Annotated in this window: 13 protein-coding genes; 2 read left to right on the forward strand and 11 right to left on the reverse strand. The window is 71.3% G+C overall.

Translation table 11 applies throughout. The features are described from left to right. Positions 1-10: 10 nt before the first annotated feature. From BLS95_RS11860 to BLS95_RS11870, 3 genes are all read right to left on the reverse strand, one after another. Positions 11-1,318 (reverse strand): cation:proton antiporter, encoded by a 1,308-nt coding sequence (locus BLS95_RS11860; RefSeq protein WP_090930946.1) that lies wholly within the window; start codon positions 1,316-1,318, stop codon positions 11-13. Positions 1,319-1,507: 189 nt separating this feature from the next. Continuing rightward, entirely contained in the window at positions 1,508-2,491 is a 984-nt protein-coding gene (locus tag BLS95_RS11865; RefSeq protein ID WP_245764990.1) for a dTDP-glucose 4,6-dehydratase, read from the reverse strand. A gap of 93 nt (positions 2,492-2,584) precedes the next feature. Then, positions 2,585-2,830, reverse strand: coding sequence for a hypothetical protein (locus BLS95_RS11870; RefSeq protein ID WP_090930948.1), 246 nt, complete (start codon positions 2,828-2,830; stop codon positions 2,585-2,587). Positions 2,831-3,075: 245 nt separating this feature from the next. Between BLS95_RS11870 and BLS95_RS11875 the strand changes: the two genes are divergently transcribed. Continuing rightward, positions 3,076-3,381 (forward strand): hypothetical protein, encoded by a 306-nt coding sequence (locus BLS95_RS11875; RefSeq protein ID WP_090930949.1) that lies wholly within the window; start codon positions 3,076-3,078, stop codon positions 3,379-3,381. Positions 3,382-3,756: 375 nt separating this feature from the next. Here BLS95_RS11875 and BLS95_RS11880 read toward each other — a convergent pair whose 3' ends face one another. From BLS95_RS11880 to BLS95_RS11900, 5 genes are all read right to left on the reverse strand, one after another. Continuing rightward, complete coding sequence (locus tag BLS95_RS11880; protein ID WP_090930950.1) at positions 3,757-4,977, reverse strand: class I SAM-dependent methyltransferase; 1,221 nt, start codon at positions 4,975-4,977, stop codon at positions 3,757-3,759. Positions 4,978-5,051: 74 nt separating this feature from the next. Continuing rightward, complete coding sequence (locus BLS95_RS11885; RefSeq protein WP_090930951.1) at positions 5,052-6,119, reverse strand: glucose-1-phosphate thymidylyltransferase; 1,068 nt, start codon at positions 6,117-6,119, stop codon at positions 5,052-5,054. A gap of 3 nt (positions 6,120-6,122) precedes the next feature. Beyond that, positions 6,123-7,529, reverse strand: coding sequence for a condensation domain-containing protein (locus BLS95_RS11890; protein ID WP_090930952.1), 1,407 nt, complete (start codon positions 7,527-7,529; stop codon positions 6,123-6,125). A gap of 6 nt (positions 7,530-7,535) precedes the next feature. After that, entirely contained in the window at positions 7,536-8,222 is a 687-nt protein-coding gene (locus tag BLS95_RS11895; protein ID WP_090930953.1) for an O-methyltransferase, read from the reverse strand. A gap of 218 nt (positions 8,223-8,440) precedes the next feature. After that, positions 8,441-10,540, reverse strand: a complete 2,100-nt coding sequence (locus BLS95_RS11900; protein WP_090930954.1) for a peroxidase family protein — start codon at positions 10,538-10,540, stop codon at positions 8,441-8,443. A 402-nt stretch (positions 10,541-10,942) separates the two neighbouring features. Here BLS95_RS11900 and BLS95_RS11905 point away from each other — a divergent pair, with 402 nt between their 5' ends. Next, the gene (locus BLS95_RS11905) at positions 10,943-12,310 is read left to right on the forward strand and encodes an FAD-dependent oxidoreductase (protein ID WP_090930955.1); all 1,368 of its coding nucleotides are present in this window, start codon (positions 10,943-10,945) and stop codon (positions 12,308-12,310) included. Between the two features lie 70 nt (positions 12,311-12,380). On the opposite strand, the gene BLS95_RS11910 is transcribed toward BLS95_RS11905, so the two are convergent. From BLS95_RS11910 to BLS95_RS11920, 3 genes are all read right to left on the reverse strand, one after another. Beyond that, positions 12,381-13,865 carry a tryptophan 7-halogenase gene (locus BLS95_RS11910; protein WP_245764991.1) on the reverse strand — a complete coding sequence of 495 codons (1,485 nt, stop codon included), beginning with the start codon at positions 13,863-13,865 and terminating at the stop codon, positions 12,381-12,383. Between the two features lie 115 nt (positions 13,866-13,980). Then, on the reverse strand, positions 13,981-15,609 hold the full coding sequence (gene cmdF, locus BLS95_RS11915; RefSeq protein ID WP_218135701.1) for a tyrosine 2,3-aminomutase: 1,629 nt from the start codon (positions 15,607-15,609) through the stop codon (positions 13,981-13,983). 13 nt (positions 15,610-15,622) lie between these two features. Next, complete coding sequence (locus BLS95_RS11920) at positions 15,623-18,775, reverse strand: non-ribosomal peptide synthetase (protein WP_218135702.1); 3,153 nt, start codon at positions 18,773-18,775, stop codon at positions 15,623-15,625. Positions 18,776-18,923 lie beyond the last annotated feature (148 nt).

The following is an 18,923-nucleotide window of genomic DNA, read 5'->3' on the forward strand; positions in this document are numbered from 1 at the left end:
GCCGCGGGCGTCAGAAGGCGGCTTCGCTCGCGTACTCGCTCTCGCGGGCTTTCTCCTCGGTGGTCGGCTTGACGCGCGCCATCGCCACCCGCAGGATGGGCGGCGCCATCAGCGAGGTGACGATCGCCACCAGCACCACGATGGTGTACGCCTCGACGGTCAGGATGCCCAGGCGCAGCCCGACCATGGCCACCACGATCTCGATCACGCCCCGCGCGTTGAGCCCCGCTCCCAGGGCCAGCGCCTCCCATGAGGTGTGGCCGCTCAGCTTGGCCCCCGCGTAGACGCCGAGGAACTTGCCCAGGATCGCGATGGCCAGCACCGCCAGCCCGGCCAGCAGCACCGGCGGGTCGGCCAGCGAGGTCAAGTCCATGCGCAGGCCCGCGGAGGCGAAGAAGATGGGGGCCACGCCGGACAGCACGACCGTGCGCAGCGAGAGCATCCTGGCCGGGTTGACGCGCCCGGCCGAGCCGATCAGCACGCCGCAGACGAAGGCGCCGAGCACCGCCTCCAGGCCCAGGGCGTGCGTGCCCGCCGCGGACAGCAGGATGAGGGCGATGGCGATGGCGACGGTCGGCCCCGCCTCGGACGACTTGGCGGCCAGCCGCAGGGCGCCGCTGACGATCAGGCGGCCGACCGTGAACGCGATGATCACCACGAGGAGGAGATGGGCCAGCGACGACAGTACGGTGCCCGCGGTCACCACGCCGATGCCCAAGGCGCTGACGATCGAGAGCATGAACCAGCCGAAGGCGTCGTCGATCACGCCGGCCGTCAGGGTGAGCTGCCCGATGTCGCGGTGCAGCATCCGCAGGTCCAGCAGCGCCTTGGCGATGACCGGGATGGCGCTCACGCACATCGCCACGCCCATGAACAGCGCGAAGACAGTCGGGTTCACGCCGGTGGGGATGAGGGCGCTCGGGAGCAGGTAACCCAGGCCGATGCCGAAGCCGAGGGGCACGACCAGCCCGCCGATGCTGATCCCGGCGGCGTTCCTGCCGAAGCGGCGGATCAGGCCCATGTTCATGTAGATGCCGGTGAGTCCCACCAGCAGCAGGACGCCGACCTGCCCGACGGCGTCGAGCAGATGGAACTGGGCGGGGTCGGCGGGGAAAAGCCAGGCGTGGACCCCCGGTGCCACGTGCGCCAGGAACGAGGGGCCCAGCACCACTCCGACGAACAGCTCGCCGACCACGGCCGCCATCCCGAGCCTGGCCGCCACCCTGCCGAACACGTGGGCCAGCAGCAGGAGCAGGCCGAGCTGGAGGAGGAAGACGAGCAGGCTGTGCGCCGGGATCGGCGCTACGGGCGCGTGCATGCCGCGACCTCCTCGTTCGGTACGTCATGAACGCAACGGGTCCAGGGGGCTCGTCTCATCGGCGCTCCAGGAAGGGGACCACCTCATGATGGCTCGCACGAGGAGAAAGGATCATCTCCCAGGGTGCCGGGCCACGCTCAGGCCGCAGAGGTGAGGATCGCGCTCAGGCCCCAGAGGTGAGGATCGCGCTCAGGCCGCGGCGGTCAGGACCCTGGCCGGCTGCGGCTCGCGGGTCGCGTCCAGGGCCGGGCTCCGCCTGGGCGGTGTCCACCGGCCCCGGTTCTCCCGGTACCACGCCACGGTCTCGGCGAGCCCGGTCTCGATGTCCTTCGCCGGCCGGTAGCCGAGCTCGGTCCGGATCTTCGTCCAGTCGACCGAGCAGTGCCGGGCCCGGCCCGCCTGCCCGCCGAAGAACTCCTCCGCGTCCCAGCGGGCGCTCACGCCGGCTCCGCACGCCTCCAGCAGCAGGCCGGTCAGCTCCCCGAGAGTGAGCTCCGTACCGCCGCCGATGTTGTAGACCTCGCCGGGGCGCCCGGCGACGCGGACCAGCTCTATGCCCTGGACGTGGTCGTCGATGTGCAACCAGTCGCGAACGCTCGGGTCGCCGCCGTACAGGGGGACCCCGGCGCCTCGCAGCAGGTTGGAGACGATCAGCGGGATCGGCTTGTGGGGCGACTGATGGTGGCCGTAGGTGCTGGAGCAGCGGCTCACTCGCACGTCGAGCCCGTAGGTGCGGTGGTAGGAGAGCGCAAGCAGGTCGCCGGCGGCCCTCGTGGCCGCGTACGGGGAGCAGGGGGCGAGGGGCTGGGTCTCGGGCCAGGGCCCGTCCTCGGCGGAGCCGTAGACCTCATAGGTGGAGACGTGGACGAAAGTCCGCAGCCCGGTACGCAGGGCCGCGTCGAGCAGCACCTGGGTGCCGCTGACATTGGTTCTGACGAATTCGGCGGCGTCCGGGATCGGGTGGCCGGCGTGCGACTCGGCGGCGAAGTGGACGACCTCGTCGTGCTGCGCGACCAGCGCGTTGACCAGGGCCGGGTCGCAGACATCGCCGTGGACGAAGGCGAGGCGGTCGTCGCCGCGTACGGAGTCGAGGTTGGCCAGGTCGCCGGTTGCGGTCAGCCTGTCGAGCACGGTCAGCCTGATGTTCTCGTTCTTCCCGAGCAGAGTGCGCACATAATGGGATCCGATGAATCCGGCCCCACCGGTGACGAGAATTCTCAAGCCCATGTGAATTCGCCTCTCACATTTACCCGAGCCGATTTCGAATTAGTCCCAGGTGCTGTCGTCGAGGCGGGCGGGCGAGTCCCAGGTGCTGTCGTCGGGGGAGCCGGCGGTGGAGGCCGAGTCCCAGGTGCTACCTGCGGTGGAGAGGGTGCTGGCGGCGCGGTCCCAGGTGCTGCCGGCGGAGGCGGGCGTGGCGTTCAGAGTGAAGATTCCGGCGATGATCCCGGTGCCGACGACGAGCGAGACGCGGGAAATGCGGCGGGTCCTGGCGGCGGCGATGGTGTACATTTCTCGGGCCTTTCGGGAGTTGTTGTGTTTGTTCTCGCACAACCAACTCTGCGCTTTCGGCAATCGCCGATCCAGACGAATGGAAGTCAGTAAGCTGCCCCGCCGCGTCCGCTTCCTGCCAACGGGTGCCCGGCGGAGAACGCACGGAGACCGCACGGAGGCGTGCAGCCCCCGGGACCTGGGACTTCGTGAATCAGGTAGGGCGTCGCGCGCGCCCGTACCCGGTGTGAAGGAGCGCGAAGAAGATGACAGAGGTCGCCGCGGCACCCGCGGTAGAGCAGAGCAACCCCGTCGAGACCGGGATGGCCGCCTGGGCCAGGGCCGTCCAGCAGTTGGGCGCCCACTGGTCGCTGGCGCAGTCGTCCTCCTCGGAGGTGGTCGAGGCGGCCAGGCACGCCACCACCGCCATGACGGAGGCCGCGCTGAACACGAACTTCGAGCTGACGGACGAGGAGGCGCTCAACGAGGACCTGATCCTCGCGCGCCTGGCCGAGGAGACCCTGCGGTCCGACCCGTGGCTCGCGGCGATGACCGTGTTCGGCGCCAGGTGACAGGAAGCGGGGGCGGCGGGCACCTTGCTGCGCCAGGATCACCTGGCCCGCGCGCCGGCGAGGCCGCACTGTCGATCGTGACACCAGGTGCTCGTCGCCACCCGACCAGACAGCAAGACAGAAGGAGCGCACCATGCGACAGGTCAGGATCCGTCCCCGCAGACCGATTCGACGCGACGAGTGCCAGCCGGACAGGCGAACCCCCTCGGGGCGGCAGCTGCCGTACTGACGCCCGCGGGCGCCTCGGCAGCGGGCGTGACGGCCCCGCCGGCCGCCGAGGCCGCCGGACACAAAAAAATTCGGCCCGCTCCCGGGCTCGTCGGGAGCGGGCCGACCTGGGTCCATTCCCGGGCTCGTCGGGAACGGGCCGGTGCGTCAAACGATGCGCACCTCGGGGACATAAAGGATCCAGCGGCCACCTCCCTTTCTGAATTCGCGCTCCTTCGCCATGATCTCGTCCGCGCGGTTCCACGCGAACAGGAGCGCGTAGTCGGGATACGGGTCCGAGAAAGCCTTCGGCGAGCGGATGGGAATATGCGATCCCGGCGCCAGCCTTCCGTGTTTCGCCGGGCTGGGATCGCAGATGTAGGGGACGAGGTCGGGCCCGAGGCCGCAATAGGTGGCGACGGTGGCGCACCTGGCGGTGGCGCCGTACCCGGCGACCCGCTGCCCGGAGTCGCGCAGCTCGCGCAGGAGCGTGCGCAGCCTGCTGCGGGCATGCTGGACCCGCTCGGCGAAGGCCAGCATCGTGGCGGGGTCTCCCAGGCCCTGAGCGCGCTCCTGGGACAGGAACCCGGCGACGTTGATGTTCTGTGGGCGGACCCCGGGGCGGGCGAGCGTGTAGCGGACGGAGCCGCCGTGCACCGGCAGGCGCTTGGCGTCCACCAGCTCGAAACCGTGGCGGGCCGCCGCCGCGTGCACGGAGCGGACCGTGAAGAGGTAGAACTGCTCGTCGTAGATCTGGTCGAAGCGGGTCTGCGCCACGATGTCGCCCAGATAGCGCTCCTCGAAGACGAAGACTCCGCGGTCGGCGAGGAGCGCGTCCACCCCGCGCAGGGCCGAGGGGAGGTAGGGGAGCCGGCCGAGGGTGTTGGCCGCGTAGATGACGTCCGCGGGCCCGTGGGTGGCGCGGATCTGCGTGGCCGTGTCCTCGTCGAAGAAGTCGACCAGCACCTCGACGCCCTTGTCCGCGGCGATCTCGGCGGCCCGCGGGCACGGGTCGACGCCGAGGTGCGCGACGGCGCCCTCGCTGATCGTCTTGAGGAAGATGCCGTCGTTGCTCCCGATCTCCACGACGAAACGGCCGGCGCCGGCCAGCTCACGGTTCAGGAAACGTTGCGCGAGGCGGTCGAAATGCTTGCGCATGACCGCGGAACCGGACGACCGGTAGGAGTATCCCGGGCCGAACAGCAAATCCCGGGAAACCTCCTCCAGTTGCTGCACCATCGTGCACGACGCGCAGATTCCCACCGCCAGATGATAGAACGTCTCCTTGCCGACCTCGGCGGGTTTCAGAAACGCGTGGGACAAGGGCTGACGGCCGAAATCCAGAAATTTGTGGACCGCGCCACCGCAGATACGACAAATTTGCGTCATATTATGCAGCCTTTCCGACCGGATGGAATCCCAGCGTGCATCAGCGGGCGCTTCCCCGGCATATCCGACCGTGCTCAGGCCGCTATCTCGATACGCCCGTGATCGCCGATGACCAGGCGGTGGTGCACGTCGCCGCGGTCGCCCGCGCCCACGGTGGCGTGGCGCCCGATGAGCGACCCGCGTACGCCGGTCACGTGGGAGATCGACGCGCCGTCCAGCACGATGGACTCGGTCAGCCCGGCCGAGCGCACCGTGCAGTCGCGGCCGATGGAGGTGTTCGGCCCGATGTAGCTGTCCTCGATCAGCGTGCCCGCGCCGATGACCACCGGCCCGGCGATCCACGAGCGCACCACGCGGGCTCCCTCGGCGACCGAGACCTCGCCCTGCAGCCTGCTGACGGCGTCCACCTGGCCGGCCACGTCCTTGCGCAGCTCGCTGAGCAGGCGGGCGTTGCACTCCAGCAGGTCCTCGATCTTCCCGGTGTCCTTCCAGTAGCCGTGGTACACGCTGGCCCTGACGTCCCTGCCGCTCTCGACCAGCCACTGGATCGCGTCGGTGATCTCCAGCTCGCCCCGCGCGCTCGGGCGGATGGCCGCCACCGCCTCGTGCACCGCGGCGGTGAAGAAGTAGACGCCGATCAGCGCGAGATCGCTGCGCGGCTGCTCGGGCTTCTCCACCAGGCGGAGCACGTTGCCGTTCGGCTGCAGTTCGGCCACCCCGAACGCGCGCGGGTCGGCCACCGAGCGCACCAGGACCTGCGCGGCCGGCCGCCGCGCGCGGAACTCCTCGGCCACCTCGCCGAGGCTGCCGAGCAGGATGTTGTCGCCCAGGTACATGGCGAAGTCGTCCTCGCCGAGGAAGCCCCGGGCCACGCTCACGCAGTGGGCCAGCCCGCGCGGCTGGTCCTGACGCAGGTAGGTGATGCGCTGGCCGAAGCGGGACCCGTCACCGACGGTCTCGGCGATCTCCGCGGCCCAGTCGCCGACGATCAGCCCGACCTCGGTGATGCCGAGGTCACGGATGCCGCGCAGCACGTGTTCGAGGACCGGCGTGTTCGCCACCGGCATGAGCTGCTTCGGCATGGAGTAGCTGAAGGGACGCAGCCGGGTCCCCGATCCCCCGGCCAGCACGAGAGCCTTCATGTGTCAGATCCGATCGAGCGGGCGGTCCGGGTCGCACACCGTGTGCTTGAGTACGCGGACGAACTCGTCCACGATCGCGATCATGGAGGACTCGTCGAACTGGGCCTTCACGTAGCCGAGCTTGCCGACCATGCCTCCCGACGCCTGCAGCTCCAGCGCCCACAGCGCGCCGTCCGGGATCTCCGAGCCGAGCGCGTGCGACAGCAGCCTGCGCCGCATCGCGGTGAACACCAGGCCGCCCGCCGACTCGCCGCCCATGATGAACGGGGACTGCACGACCTCGAACCCGCACGAGGTGTAGTCGTCCTCGGTGACCGAGTCCATCAGCTCGGGAGCCTCCTCCATCAGCTCCAGGAACGAGATCTCCTGGGCGTAGGCCTCCAGGCAGGTCTGCCTGGCCCGGGCCACCACGTCGCGGAAGTCGGCGCAGCCGCTGATGTCGGTCCGCAGCGGCAGGAAGTTGTTGAAGGAGCCGACGATCTCGTGCGTCCACGGCTCACGCCGTCCCAGGGTGAAGGTGGGCAGCACGATGTCGCGCTCGCCGGTGACGCGGTGCAGCAGCACCGTGTAGGCCGCCATCAGCAGCATGAACGGCGAGCAGCGCAGCTTGCTCGACAGCCGCAGCGTCGCCGCCCGGTACTCCTCGGGCACCAGGAAGCGGTACCAGGCGCTGTCACAGGGCGCCCCGGCGAGCCGCGGCCGGTCCATCTTGATACCGGTCATGCGGGCTCCGCGCAGCTTGCGCCGCCAGTACGCGCGCGCGTCCCTGACGGCCTGGCTGTCGGCCTGGCCGCGCTGCCAGGTCACGAACTCCCGGTACTGCCGGGCGGGCGCCAGGTCGGGCGTGCGGTGCTCCACCCTGGCCGCGTAGCAGGTGGCCAGATCACGCATGATGACCTGGATCGACCAGCCGTCGACCTGCGTGTGGTGCGCGGCGACCACCAGGACCGCGTCCTGGTCGTCGAAGCGGCCGAGCACCGTCCGCAGGACCGGGACCTCGCGCATGGTCAGCGTGCCCGCCTCGATCTCGTTGAGGAACTCCTCGGCGACCCGGTCACGGGAGCCGGGATCGTCCGCGGACAGGCTCCTGACCCGCATGTTCACCGGGAGCGGCGGCAGCACGCGCTGGTGGGAGTCGTCCTCGGCGCGGATGATCGTGCTGCGCAGCGCCTCGTGCCGGGCCACCACGTCGTCCAGGGCGCCCTGCAGCGCGTCCAGGTCCAGCGGGCCGGTCAGCCGCCAGCCGCCCACGATCGTGTACCGGGGCCCGAACGGCCCGGCCTCGTCGCCCATGTCCACCAGGCGCAGGAAGTCCTGCTGGTAGGAGAGCGGGATCCGGTCCACGCCGTTCGCGCCGGCGGGCCGCTCGGCCGTGGGAACGGGGGCCTTCCAGAGCGAGGTCTCCACCATGTTGCCTCATTTCTTCCTGGCGATCGTGAACCCGTCGGCCACGGGCAGCATCACCGTCTCCAGACGGTCGTCGGTGGCGAGCGCGGCGTTGAACGTCCGCATCGTCTCGGCGCACCGGCGCATCAACGTGTTCTCGGCCAGCTCCGGGTCCATCACGTAGCCGTCGAGCAGGACGTTGTCGGCCAGCAGCAGGCCGCCGCCGCGCAGCAGGGGCACGGCCAGCTGGTAGTAGGAGACGTAGTTCATCTTGTCGGCGTCGAGGAAGATGAGGTCGGCCTCGCCCTGGGGCAGCTCGCTCAGCGTCTTGCCCGCGGGCCCGAGACGGAACTCGATGCGGTCCGCCACCCCCGCCTGCTCCCAGTGCTCCTTGGCGAGGTCGAACCACGTGTCGGTCACGTCGCAGGTGATCACCTTGCCGCCCGGCGCCAGGCCGCGGGCGAGTGCCAGCGCCGACAGGCCGGTGAACGTGCCGACGTCCACGATCATCGTGGCCGAGGCCAGCTTGGCCAGGAGCGTCAGCAACGTCGACTGCTCGACCGGCACCATCATGCCCGAGGCCGCCCCGACCGTGAGGGTGCGCTGCACCAGGCTGCTCACCACCGGATCCGGCGGTGTGCAGGACCTGAGCAGGTAGCCGCGCATGGCCTGGTTGATCGGTACGTGCTTGACCTCGGCGGACCCTAGGCTCGTCATGTCCCTCCCCCTGGTCGGAAAGCCCTTCCAATGTGATCGGCGGGCTCTGCGGGTCGCATCTCCGGTGTTGCGGTGTGCGGGACGGCGCGGCGGACGGCGCCTCGTCCTGCGGATTCACCCGCAGACGCCCGCGAAGGTTCACTCGCGAAGGTTCACTCGCGGAAGTTCACCCGCGGAAGTTCACCCGCGGGCGTGGAGCCCGCGGGTGAGGGCCGCGGTCAGGAACCGGGCGCGCGGAAGCGCGCCGCGGCCTCGGCGCCCTTCCTGGCGCCCGCGCCGGACGGCGGCGCCTGCTGGGTCCGGGCCTTGGTGCGCGCGTCCACCTCGGCGGGCTTGCCGCGCACGGCCGCCTCCTGGGCGAAGAACACGTTGCCCGCCATCGCGTTGCGCGGGATGTCGGTGTTCAGCGCGATGATGTCGCCGAGCGAACGGCGGTAGTCGATGCCGAACAGGACCTTGATCCAGGGCAGCATCGGGTCGTTGGCGTAGAAGAAGCGGTCGCCGTCACGCAGCGCCGCGAACTGCTTGCGCCAGATCGCCAGCTGCGTCTCGCCGAAGTCCCGGCCGGGCAGGTTGGGCTCCGCGCTCATGCCGATGAACGCGTCCACCTTGCCGACGTCCTGGTAGATGGCCTTCAGCCGGGCGGCCAGCGGCGTCCGCCGCACCCCTCGGGTGGCGTCGTCGGCCTCCAGGGTCGTCGGGTTGCCCGCGGCGTCGTACAGGGCGGTGAAGTCCAGGCTGTCCGGGTCGTTGATCTCGTCACCCGGCGTCAGCTCGGGGTCGGCGGGGAACGCCTCGGACGGCTCGCCGGTGATCGCCTTGAACGAGGTCTTGGCGGGCAGGCCGTACGCGGCGCGCAGCTGGTTGTAGGTCGGCATGCCGTGGTCGCGCCCCCGCTCGATGTCGACCGCGGCCAGGTCGTTGAAGCCGGTGACGCACTGAGGCAGCTCGGGATCGTCCCGGCAGGCCGGGTCCCCGGACAGCTCGAACGGGAAGCTGCGCAGCAGGTTGTCGATCTGCTCGTCGTTCCTGGCCTGCGCGCGCCGGCCGATGCCCTCCAGCAGCGGGCCGAGCTGGATCGCTTCGAGCAGGTCGGGGCGGAAGAAGGCGTCCTCGCCGAGCGGGACGACCAGCTCCACGTCGTCGCCCTCGACCGTGACCGTCACGCCCATGCTCCTGAGGGCGTCCAGCGTGGCGGGGGTGTAGCGGGAGGCCGCGGACTCGATCACGAACTTGCCGCGGATCTGGCTGTGCCCGCGGAAGCCGACCGTGGCGAACTCGTTGGTCACCTCGGTGTTGACGTTGGGCTTGTAGCCGGTGTACTGAGGCAGGTTCACGCCGAGCGCGGGCAGGTACTCGTTGTAGGTGATGTACTGCTGCTCCGCGATGACCACGGCCCTGGCGATCTGGAACTTGTCCTCCTGCGACAGCCAGCCGGGCAGCGCGGCGACGATCCTGTTGTGCTCGCGGGCGAACAGCGTCTGCGTGGCGAGCAGCGCGGGATTCTCGTTGGCCCGCTGGTCCCCGGCGACCGCCGCCTTGAACGGGGTGTTGACGAGGTGGCCGCCCACCACCATGGAAGGCGAGGTCTCCGGGTTGCCGCGGCTGTCCCTGCGCGGCAGGTAGTTGCCCGGCATCAGCAGCCGCGCCTGGTTGTTGGCCGGGTTGCCGTCCACGGTGCCCTCGCGCATCCAGTCGAGGCGCGCCTCGGAGTTGCTGTAGACGGCGGCGGCGTTGACGTAGGAGCTGATCTGGTTGATGCTCTCGCGCGGGACGGTCTCCCCGGTGCCCGGCGCCGGGATGGAGCGCTCGAAGAACAGCATGCCCAGCCGGTTGGGGAAGGACTCCAGCGGGTCGCCGGCGTCGACCGGGATGTTGGCGGTCTCGCCGGGCTCGCCGGACTGCCGCCGGCCCAGCCGCAACGCGAACGTGTGGTCGACGAACTGGCCCCAGACGAACGCCCACTGGCTGACGCCGCGCGGGGTGTAGAGGACGGTGCCGGTGTCGTTGACGATGCGGTTGCTCACGTAGCGGGGGTTGGGCCCGGAAACCGGCCGGCCCACGCCGTCGGCGTAGTTGGCGGGCGCCACCCGCGGGTAGATCCTGCCGGCCTGGCCCCATTCGGGGTGAGCCTTGTTGTTGCCCGCGCCGCTGAGGCTCTGCGCCTCCCAGATGCCGAGGATGGCCCCGGACGGTTTGGCGCGGTGGGCGTATGCGGTGTCGGTCACGCTCAGCCCGCTGGCGACGGCCAGCGCGGCCAGCGCGAGCGCCCCGGTACGGCGGGTTCGGTGGCGGACGGAGCGCGCGAAGCCAGGCATGGGTGTTCTCCTTCGTTTAGCGCACACCCGCTGTCCGCCGCCCTGGTGCAGTCTCCCTCCGCGCCCGCCACGGCACATCTTCGTACGTGCGGCCCGCGACCCCGCATCGCCCGCGGGACACCCGGTGCGCACGACAAGAGATGCGCCGCCTGCCTGCCGGGATGACGATCGGGGAGAAAAAGGTTTGCCCGGTACACCCGCGGGTCCGCACCCCCGACATTCCCGCCCGATCGCCCGGCGACCTCCACGAATAGCGGGAGGTTTCCGTGACCCCGCATGTCGCGCCGCGCATCCTTCATGCCCAATGCCGCATATCAAGCCGCGCATCCTCCATGCGGCCATCGCGCACGTATGGCCGAGGCGCATGGCACCCCATCGGGATCCTCAGGTGAAAGGGAGCTCATGAGCAGCCAGGTTGGAGATCGGGTCGTGGTGCTCGGCGGGAGCATGGCCGGGATTCTGGCCGCCCGCGTGCTGGCGGAGTCGTACCGGGAGGTCGTGGTGGTGGACCGCGACACGGTGCTGGGGGTGAGCTCACCGCGCAAGGGCGCGCCGCACACCCGGCACGCCCACGGCCTGCACGCCCGCGGCCAGCTCATCCTGGAGGAGCTGTTCCCCGGGCTCACCGAGGAGCTGGCCGCGGCCGGCGTGCCCACCGGCGACCTGGGGGAGATGCGCTGGTACTTCAACGCCAGGCGGCTGCGGCCCGCGCGCACCGGGCTGACCTCGGTGACCGCGCCGCGCCCGGTGCTGGAGCACCACGTGCGCACCCGGGTCGCCGCACTGCCGAACGTGACCTTCAAGGAGCGCCACGACATCCTCGGGCTGATCGCCACCCCGTCGCGCGACCGGATCATCGGCGCGCTGGTGCAGGCGCGGGCCGAGGGGAGCGTGCCGGAATCGCTGGAGGCGGACCTGGTGGTCGACGCCACCGGCCGCGGCTCGCGTACTCCCGCCTGGCTGGAGGAGTTCGGGTACGAGCGGCCCGTGGAGGAGCGGGTCAAGGTCGGCCTGGCCTACACGACCCGTCACTATCGGATCCGGCCGGAGATGTTCCACGGCGTGCAGTCCATCAACCCGGTGGCCTCGCCCGCCCACCCGCGCGGCGCCTTCTTCGGCCAGGTCGGCCGGGACGTCTGCATCCTGTCGCTGACCGGGATCCTCGGCGACTACCCGCCGACCGAGCCCGAGGCGTTCATGGAGTTCGTCAGGTCCCTGCCCGTGCCCGACGTGTACGAGGCGGTGCGTGACGCCGAGGCGCTGGACGAGCCGGTGTCGTTCCGCTTCCCCGCCAGCGTGCGGCGCCGCTACGAGCGGCTGACCCGCTTCCCGGACGGGCTGGTGGTCATGGGCGACGCGGCCTGCAGCTTCAACCCCGTCTACGGGCAGGGGATGAGCGTGGCCGCGATCGAGGCCGTCATGCTCCGCCAGCACCTGCGCCGGGGCGTCGAGCCGCGGCCGCGCCCGTTCCTGGCCGACATCGCCCGCGTGATCGACACGCCGTGGGAGATCTCCGCCGGTGGCGACCTGGACTTCCCCGGGGTCGAGGGGCGGCGCACGCTCAAGGTCCGGATGGGCAACGCCTACATGGCGCGCCTGCAGTACGCGGCCACCAAGGACGCCAAGGTGACCGACGGGTTCATGCGCGTGGCCGGGCTCATCGACCCGCCCCAGGCGCTCATGCGGCCGCCCATGCTGCTGCGCGTCCTGCGCCATGCCGTCCTGCGGCCCGAGCCCGGCCGCTCGTGGCTGTCCAGGGACGCCAACTAGCCGCCGCACCAACAGAGGCGCCGCCCTTCGGTCCGAAGGGCGGCGCTTTCGTGCCGGACGGGCGGGGCGGTCAGGAGGCCGGTGCCGTCCAGTGCATGCCGTCGAGCGAGGGGACCAGCCCGCCCTCCCGCATCGGCAGCACCTCGTCCACGTTCTCGCCCAGGGCGGCCTGCACCTGGATCCGGGCGCCCGCCTTGACGACCGACCTGGCCAGCGAGGCCTGCAGCAGGTTGCGGTCCTCGCCCAGGGCCAGCACCGGCGACTCCACGATCTCGGTCAGCTCCCTGAAGTCACGCCGCTCGATGTAGGAGCCCGCGTCGATCAGCGCGGTCTCGTTGGACGCGCCTCCGCCCACGAGCTCGACGAACGCCTCGATCTCGGTCGCGGTGTGGTGCGTGACCCGCTTGGCCTTCCAGAAGTACGACTCCTCGTCCTGGTGCATGTCGTAGAACGCGACCAGGAAGTCGTGGAAGAGCGCGTACTCGTGGCGGTAGCGGGCCTCGTACTCCTCGAACGCGGCCTGCTCCGCCGCCGGGTCGCGCAGCGCGGTGTTGATGGAGCGGGCCGCCATCAGCGCGCTGTAGGTGGCCAGGTGGACGCCCGAGGAGAAGACCGGGTCGATGAAGCAGGCCGCGTCGCCCACCAGCACCATGCCGGGCCGCCAGAAGCTCTCCTTGGAGTAGGAGTAGTCCTTGCGCACCCGGATCTCGCCGTACGGGCCGCTGTCGACCAGGCGGGCGCCGGCCAGATACTCCGCGATCAGCGGGCAGTCGTCGATCAGGCTCAGGAGCGCCTGCTCGCGGTCGCCCTGGGCCCGCTCCAGCTCCTCGTGCCGCAGCACCGCCCCCACGCTGGTCAGCTCGTCGGTGAGCGGGATGTACCAGAACCAGCCCGAGTCGAAGGCGGCGGCGAGGATGTTGCCCTGGTTGGGCGGCGGCATCCGCTTGCCGCCCAGGAAATAGCCGAAGAGCGCGATGTTACGGAAATACTCGGAGTAGTGGCGCTTGCCGCCGACCTTTCCGTGGATGCGGCTCTTGTGCCCCGAGGCGTCCACGACATGGCGGCTGCGTACGGTGTGCCGGACGCCGTCCTGGTCGGTGAAGCGCACGCCGGCCACCCGGCCGTCCTCCTCGACGACGTCGAGCACCGAGCACTCCTCGCGGACCTCGACGCCCTTGGCACGGGCGTTGTCGAGCAGGATCTGGTCGAACTTCATGCGCTCGACCTGGTAGGCGGTCGCCCCCTCACCGGCGAACTTGGGGGAGATGGCGAAGGCGAACGTCCACGGCTCGGGATTGCTGCCCCACCGGAAGGTGCCCCCTCGCTTGATCGTGAACCCCGCCCGCTCCAGCTCCTCCGTGACGCCCAGCAGCCGGCAGACGCCGTGCACGGTGGACGGCAGGAGCGACTCGCCGATCTGGTAGCGCGGGAACCGCTCCTTCTCCAGCAGCAGGACCCGGTGGCCCTGCAGGGACACGAGCGTCGCCACCGTCGCTCCGGCGGGGCCGCCGCCGACCACGACGGCGTCGTACTCAAGCGTGGTCTCAGTTGGCACGTTCGGCCTCCTTCGTGACAGGTCTGTTCTCATGGCAGCTCAGGCGTGATGACCGCGCGGGCTGGGTGACGGTCGCGGCGGCCCGGGCCGGATGGCGGCCCGGACCGGTGACGGGTCAGCGCAGCTCGGCGCCGGCGGCGGTGACGGCCGCGAGCGGCTCGCCACGCGAGAGCGCCGCGGCCATCGTCTGGATGTCGTCGGACATGTACCGGTCGGCGTCCAGCGTGGGTACGAGCGCGCGTACCGACTCGTAGGCCGCCTTGGCGGCGGGGCTCAGCCGGTCGTAGCGTCCGGAGATGTCCACGGCCTGGGCGGCGGCCAGATATTCCAGCGCCAGGATCGTGTTGTTGTTCCCCAGCACCCGGCGCGCGTTGCGGGCCGAGATCAGCCCCATGCTGACGATGTCCTGGTTGTCGCCGTTGGACGGCACGCTCTGGATGCTGGCCGGGGCGATCGTCCTGTTCTCCGCCACCAGCGCGGTCGCCGGATACTGCGCGCCCGCGAACCCGCTGTTGAGCCCGGGGTCGCCGGCGACGAGGAACTCGGGCAGCCCGTAGCTGAGGTGCCGGTTCAGCAGCCGGTTCGTACGCCGCTCCGACAGCACGCCGAGCTGGGTGAGCGAGATCGTCACGAAGTCCATCGAGAACGCGACCGGCTGGCCGTGGAAGTTCGCGCCGTGGAAGATCTCCTGGCCCTCGAAGAACAGGGGGTTGTCGTTGGCCGAGTTCAGCTCGATCTCGATCGTCTCGGTCGCCCGGTAGAGCGTGTCGCGTACGGCCCCGAGCACCTGCGGGACGGCCCGCAGCGAGTACGCCTTCTGCAGGTAGTGCGGGCTGCGCTGGACGACCTGGTCGTCGCTCCTGTCGTCCTGCACCAGGCGGCGCAGGCGGGCGTGGTCGACGGTCAGTTCGCTGTCCCGCATCAGGACGCGCATGTTGTAGGCGGTGTCGATCTGCCCGCGGTGCGGGCGGGCCACGTCGTGACCCTCCGGCAGGAACGGGCTGGTGGACCCCTGCAGGGTCTCGATCACCAGCGCGGAGACGATCTCGGCCTGCCGTACCTGGGCCATGGCCCGGCCGACCACGAGGGCGCCCAGGCCGGTCATCGCCGAGGTGCCGTTGATCAGCGCGAGCCCTTCCTTGAAGCGCAGCTCCAGCGGCTGGATGCCGTGCTCGCGCAGCACCTCCGCGGCCTTGACCTGGCCGCCGTCGCGCAGGAAGTAGCCTTCGCCGATGACCGTGCTGGCGATGTGGGACAGCGGGGCCAGGTCGCCGCTGGCGCCCAGCGAGCCGATCTCCGGGATGGCCGGGGTGATGCCCTTGTTGAGATAGAGCGCCAGGCGCTCGACCACCTGCGGCCGTACCGCCGAGTGGCCCTTGGCCAGCGCGTTGAGCCTGGCCACCAGGATGGCCCTGGCCTCGTCCTCGGCGAACAGCGGCCCGACGCCGGCGCTGTGGCTGCGTACCAGGTTGGTCTGGAGCTCCACCTCCTTCTGGGTGCCCACCAACATGTAGATCATCTCGCCGAAGCCGGTGGTGACCCCGTAGATCGGGATGTCCTGGCGGGCGATGTCCTCGAAGATCCGCCTGCTCTTGGTCGTTCTGTCCTTGACGTCCGGGCCCAGCTCGCAGGGCGCGCCGAGCTCGGCGACCCTCCGGACGCCCGCGATGTCCAGGCTCTCGCCGTCGATGCTCACCGGCTGCCCGGCGCCCTGCTCGGTCACGTCGGCCTCGGCTAGCGTCAAATCCCTCACCCCTTCATGGGTTGGTTGGCATGGCATCGGAAGTCGCAGCGGAATCCATCGACTCGACCAGGGCGGCGAGCGCGGCCAGGGAGGGGTTGGCGAAGCAGGCCCGCAGCGGGAGCCGTACGCCGAGGCGTTCGCCGATCCGGCCGGCCAGCAGGGGCAGCAGCAGCGAGTGCCCGCCGGCCGCGAAGAACGTGTCCTCCGCGCGGACGTCCTCCACCTCGATCCCCAGCAGCTCCGACCAGATCTCCGCCAGACGCCGCTCCACCGGCGTGCGCGGCGGGCGTGCGGCCCTGGGCCTGGACGGCTCGGCCGGGCGCGGCAGCCGCCTTCTGTCGATCTTGCCGGCCAGGTTGCGCGGCAGCCGGTCGCTCATGACGGTGAACGTGGCGGGCACGTTCAGCTTGCCGAACCGCCGCCGCAGGTGGGCCCGCCACACGTCCGGCGCCCCGCCCTCGCGGGGCACCACGAAGATGGCCAGCCGGGTGACCAGCCCCTCGTGGTTGGCGACGGCGACCGCGGCGCTCTCCGCCACGCTCTCGTGCGCGTTCAGCGCGGCCTCGACGTCGCTGAGCTCGAACCGGTTGCCGAGCAGCTTGACCTGGAAGTCCTTGCGGCCGCGGAACTCCAGCAGCCCGTCCCAGCGCCTGCGCCCCAGGTCGCCGCTGCGGTAACAGCCCTGCGGCCCGAAACCGCGCAGCGGCGCGAACGCGGGGTGGTCCCCCTCCCGCCCGAGATAGCCGGGGGTGACGTACGGGCTGCGGATCACGATCTCGCCCGTCACGCCCGCCGGGCAGGGCCGGTCCCGCTCGTCCACCACGAGGACCTGCCGGCCGGGAATGGGCCGCCCGATCGGCACCGGGCCGCGGGCCGGGCCGTCGATCTCGTGCCAGGTGGCCGCGATCGTCTCCGTCGGGCCGTAGAGGTTGAGCAGCCTGGTGTGCGGCAGCCGCGCCCGCAGCTCGTTCGCCAGCTCCGCCGGCAGCGCCTCGCCCATGAGCAGCAGGTGACCGAGCGAGTCCAGCCGGCCGGCCAGTCCTCTGTCCTCGATCACGTACAGCAGCTCTCTGGCGAAGCTGGGGATCAGCTGGATGTGCGTGATCCGCTCGTCGATCAGCCAGTCGACCAGCTTGTCGGGGTTCAGCCGGATCGCCGGGGGGATCGGGCACAACGTCCCGCCGCCTACCAGGGTCGCGAAGACCTCGCACAGGGCGGGGTCGTGCTCGGGCGCCACCCACTGGGCCACCCGCGCCCCCGGCCCCATCCGGAACTCCTCCGCCATCCAGGTGACGAACTGGGCGAGGGCGCCGTGAGTCTGGGAGATGCCCTTGGGCCTGCCCGTGGACCCGGAGGTGTAGGCGACGTACGCCCGGTCTCCCGGCTCGCCGGCCCACGGCGCCCCAGGCTCCGGGGCGCCGTCGAGTGCCGGGAGCGCGACCAGCCGGCCGCCCGCCTCGTCGCGGTACCAGGCGGCCAGCTCGTCGCCGTCGGCGTCGTGGTCCAGCAGGAGGAAGGCGGGCCGCAGGTCGTCGAGCACCGCCTTGCCGCGGTCACCCGCGTCGGTGGTGCCGAACCAGACCACGTGCGCCCCGGCCGCCAGCATCGCCAGCAGCGCGACGTAGGGCCCGGGCCCGGGCGCCAGCCGGACGGCGACGGCCCCGCCCCGCGGCACCGGTGTCGGTCCGGAGATGGCGGCGTGTGCCCGGGCTATCAGGTCCCGGTAGGTGATCGTGCCGCCTTCCCAGGAGACGGCGACCGCGTCCGGATGCCGTTCCGCCTGCCGCCGTACGAGCTGGTGCACCGGCAGGACCGCGGGAGCCGCGATGGCGTCGGCCGCGGCGACGCCCGCCGCGACCGTGGCCTCGTCCTCGACGGGCAGCGCGTCCAGGGGCAGGCCGGGGTCGGCCAGCGCGGCGGACAGCAGAGTACGCAGGTGGTCGAGGACGGCCCCGGCCGTCGACCGGTCGAACAGGGCGGCGCGGTAGGTCAGCGAGCCGCTCGCCCCGCAGGGGCCCACGGTGAGCGTGAGGTCGGCCCAGGTCGCGCCCTCGCGGAGGTGGTGGCGGCGCGCCGTGGCCCCGGCCAGGCGCAGCTCGGCCTCCGGCGCGGCCGGGACCAGGACGACCTGGCAGAGCGGGACGTGGCGGCCGGTGTCGAGCCCGCGCGTCAGCTCCGTGATCGGCAGCCACCGCCGGGCGAAGGCGCCGCCCACCAGGCGGGAGGCACCGCTCACCACCTCACGGAAGCTCAGCCCTGCCGGCACGTCGGCACCGAGCACCAGGAGGTTCCTGAAGGCGCCGATCCCGCCCTCCCCGGAGGCGGGCCGGGTCGAGGCGAGCACGCCGACGGCGACCTGGTCCTCGCCGCCGTAACGACGCAGCAGGCCCTGCAGGGCCGCCAGCACCACGACCCACGGCTCGGTGCCCGCCGTGCCGGCCAGGGCCCGCAGGCCCGCCCGGACGTCGTCACCCCAGTCGAAGCGTACGGTGCCGCCGCCGCAGGCCGGCTCGGCCGGTTCGGGCCGATCGGTGGGCAGCTCCAGCCGCGGCGGGAACGGCGTGAGCTGCCTGGTCCACCAGTCGAGAGCCGTCCCGGCAGTGGTCTCGGGGGCGGGCGGGGCAACGCCGGGCAGCGAAGGGGCGGGCGGCCGCGGGCCCTCGTACGCGGTGCCCTCGGCGGCGTACGCCGTGCTCAGGCCCTCGGCGAGGAGGGACATCGAGTGCTCGTCGGCGATGGCCCTGTGCAGGGTGAGCAGCAGCACGTGCTCGGCCTCGCCGACCCGGAGCAGGATCGCCCTGGCCGGCGGCCCGTCGGCGGGATCGGCCGGCGTCATCGCCTCGATCGCGAGCAGGCGGTCCAGTTGCTCCGGGTCCGCGCCGGTGAGGTCGGAGAAGGCCATCGGAGGCCCTTGCCTGGCGACGCGGCGCAGCGGCACTCCGTCCGCCTCCGCGAACGTGGTACGCAGGGCGGCATGCTCGCCGACCACGGCCCGCCAGGCCGCGCGCAACGCCTCGACGCGCAGCTCACCCGTTATCCGATAAACGCGGAACAACTGGTGCGCCGGCGATTCCGGGAAAAGGCGGTGCATGAACCACGCCTCGACCTCAGCGGGGGAGGTCATGGCGGGCCCGGCATCAGCCCCAAGGAATTCATCGGTCACCACGCTCCGCATTCTGCGGTCGGCGGACCGGGCGGTGCTTCTCATAAGCTGCGCAAATCGCATCGCCGCAGAGCAATCCCGGAGATGCGTACGCGGACGGCACGGCCAACGATGGTCGAAGGGTAGTCGGCCCAGCTAAGCCACACACGCA

This window comes from Nonomuraea jiangxiensis, from assembly GCF_900099965.1.
GTDB lineage: Bacteria > Actinomycetota > Actinomycetes > Streptosporangiales > Streptosporangiaceae > Nonomuraea > Nonomuraea jiangxiensis.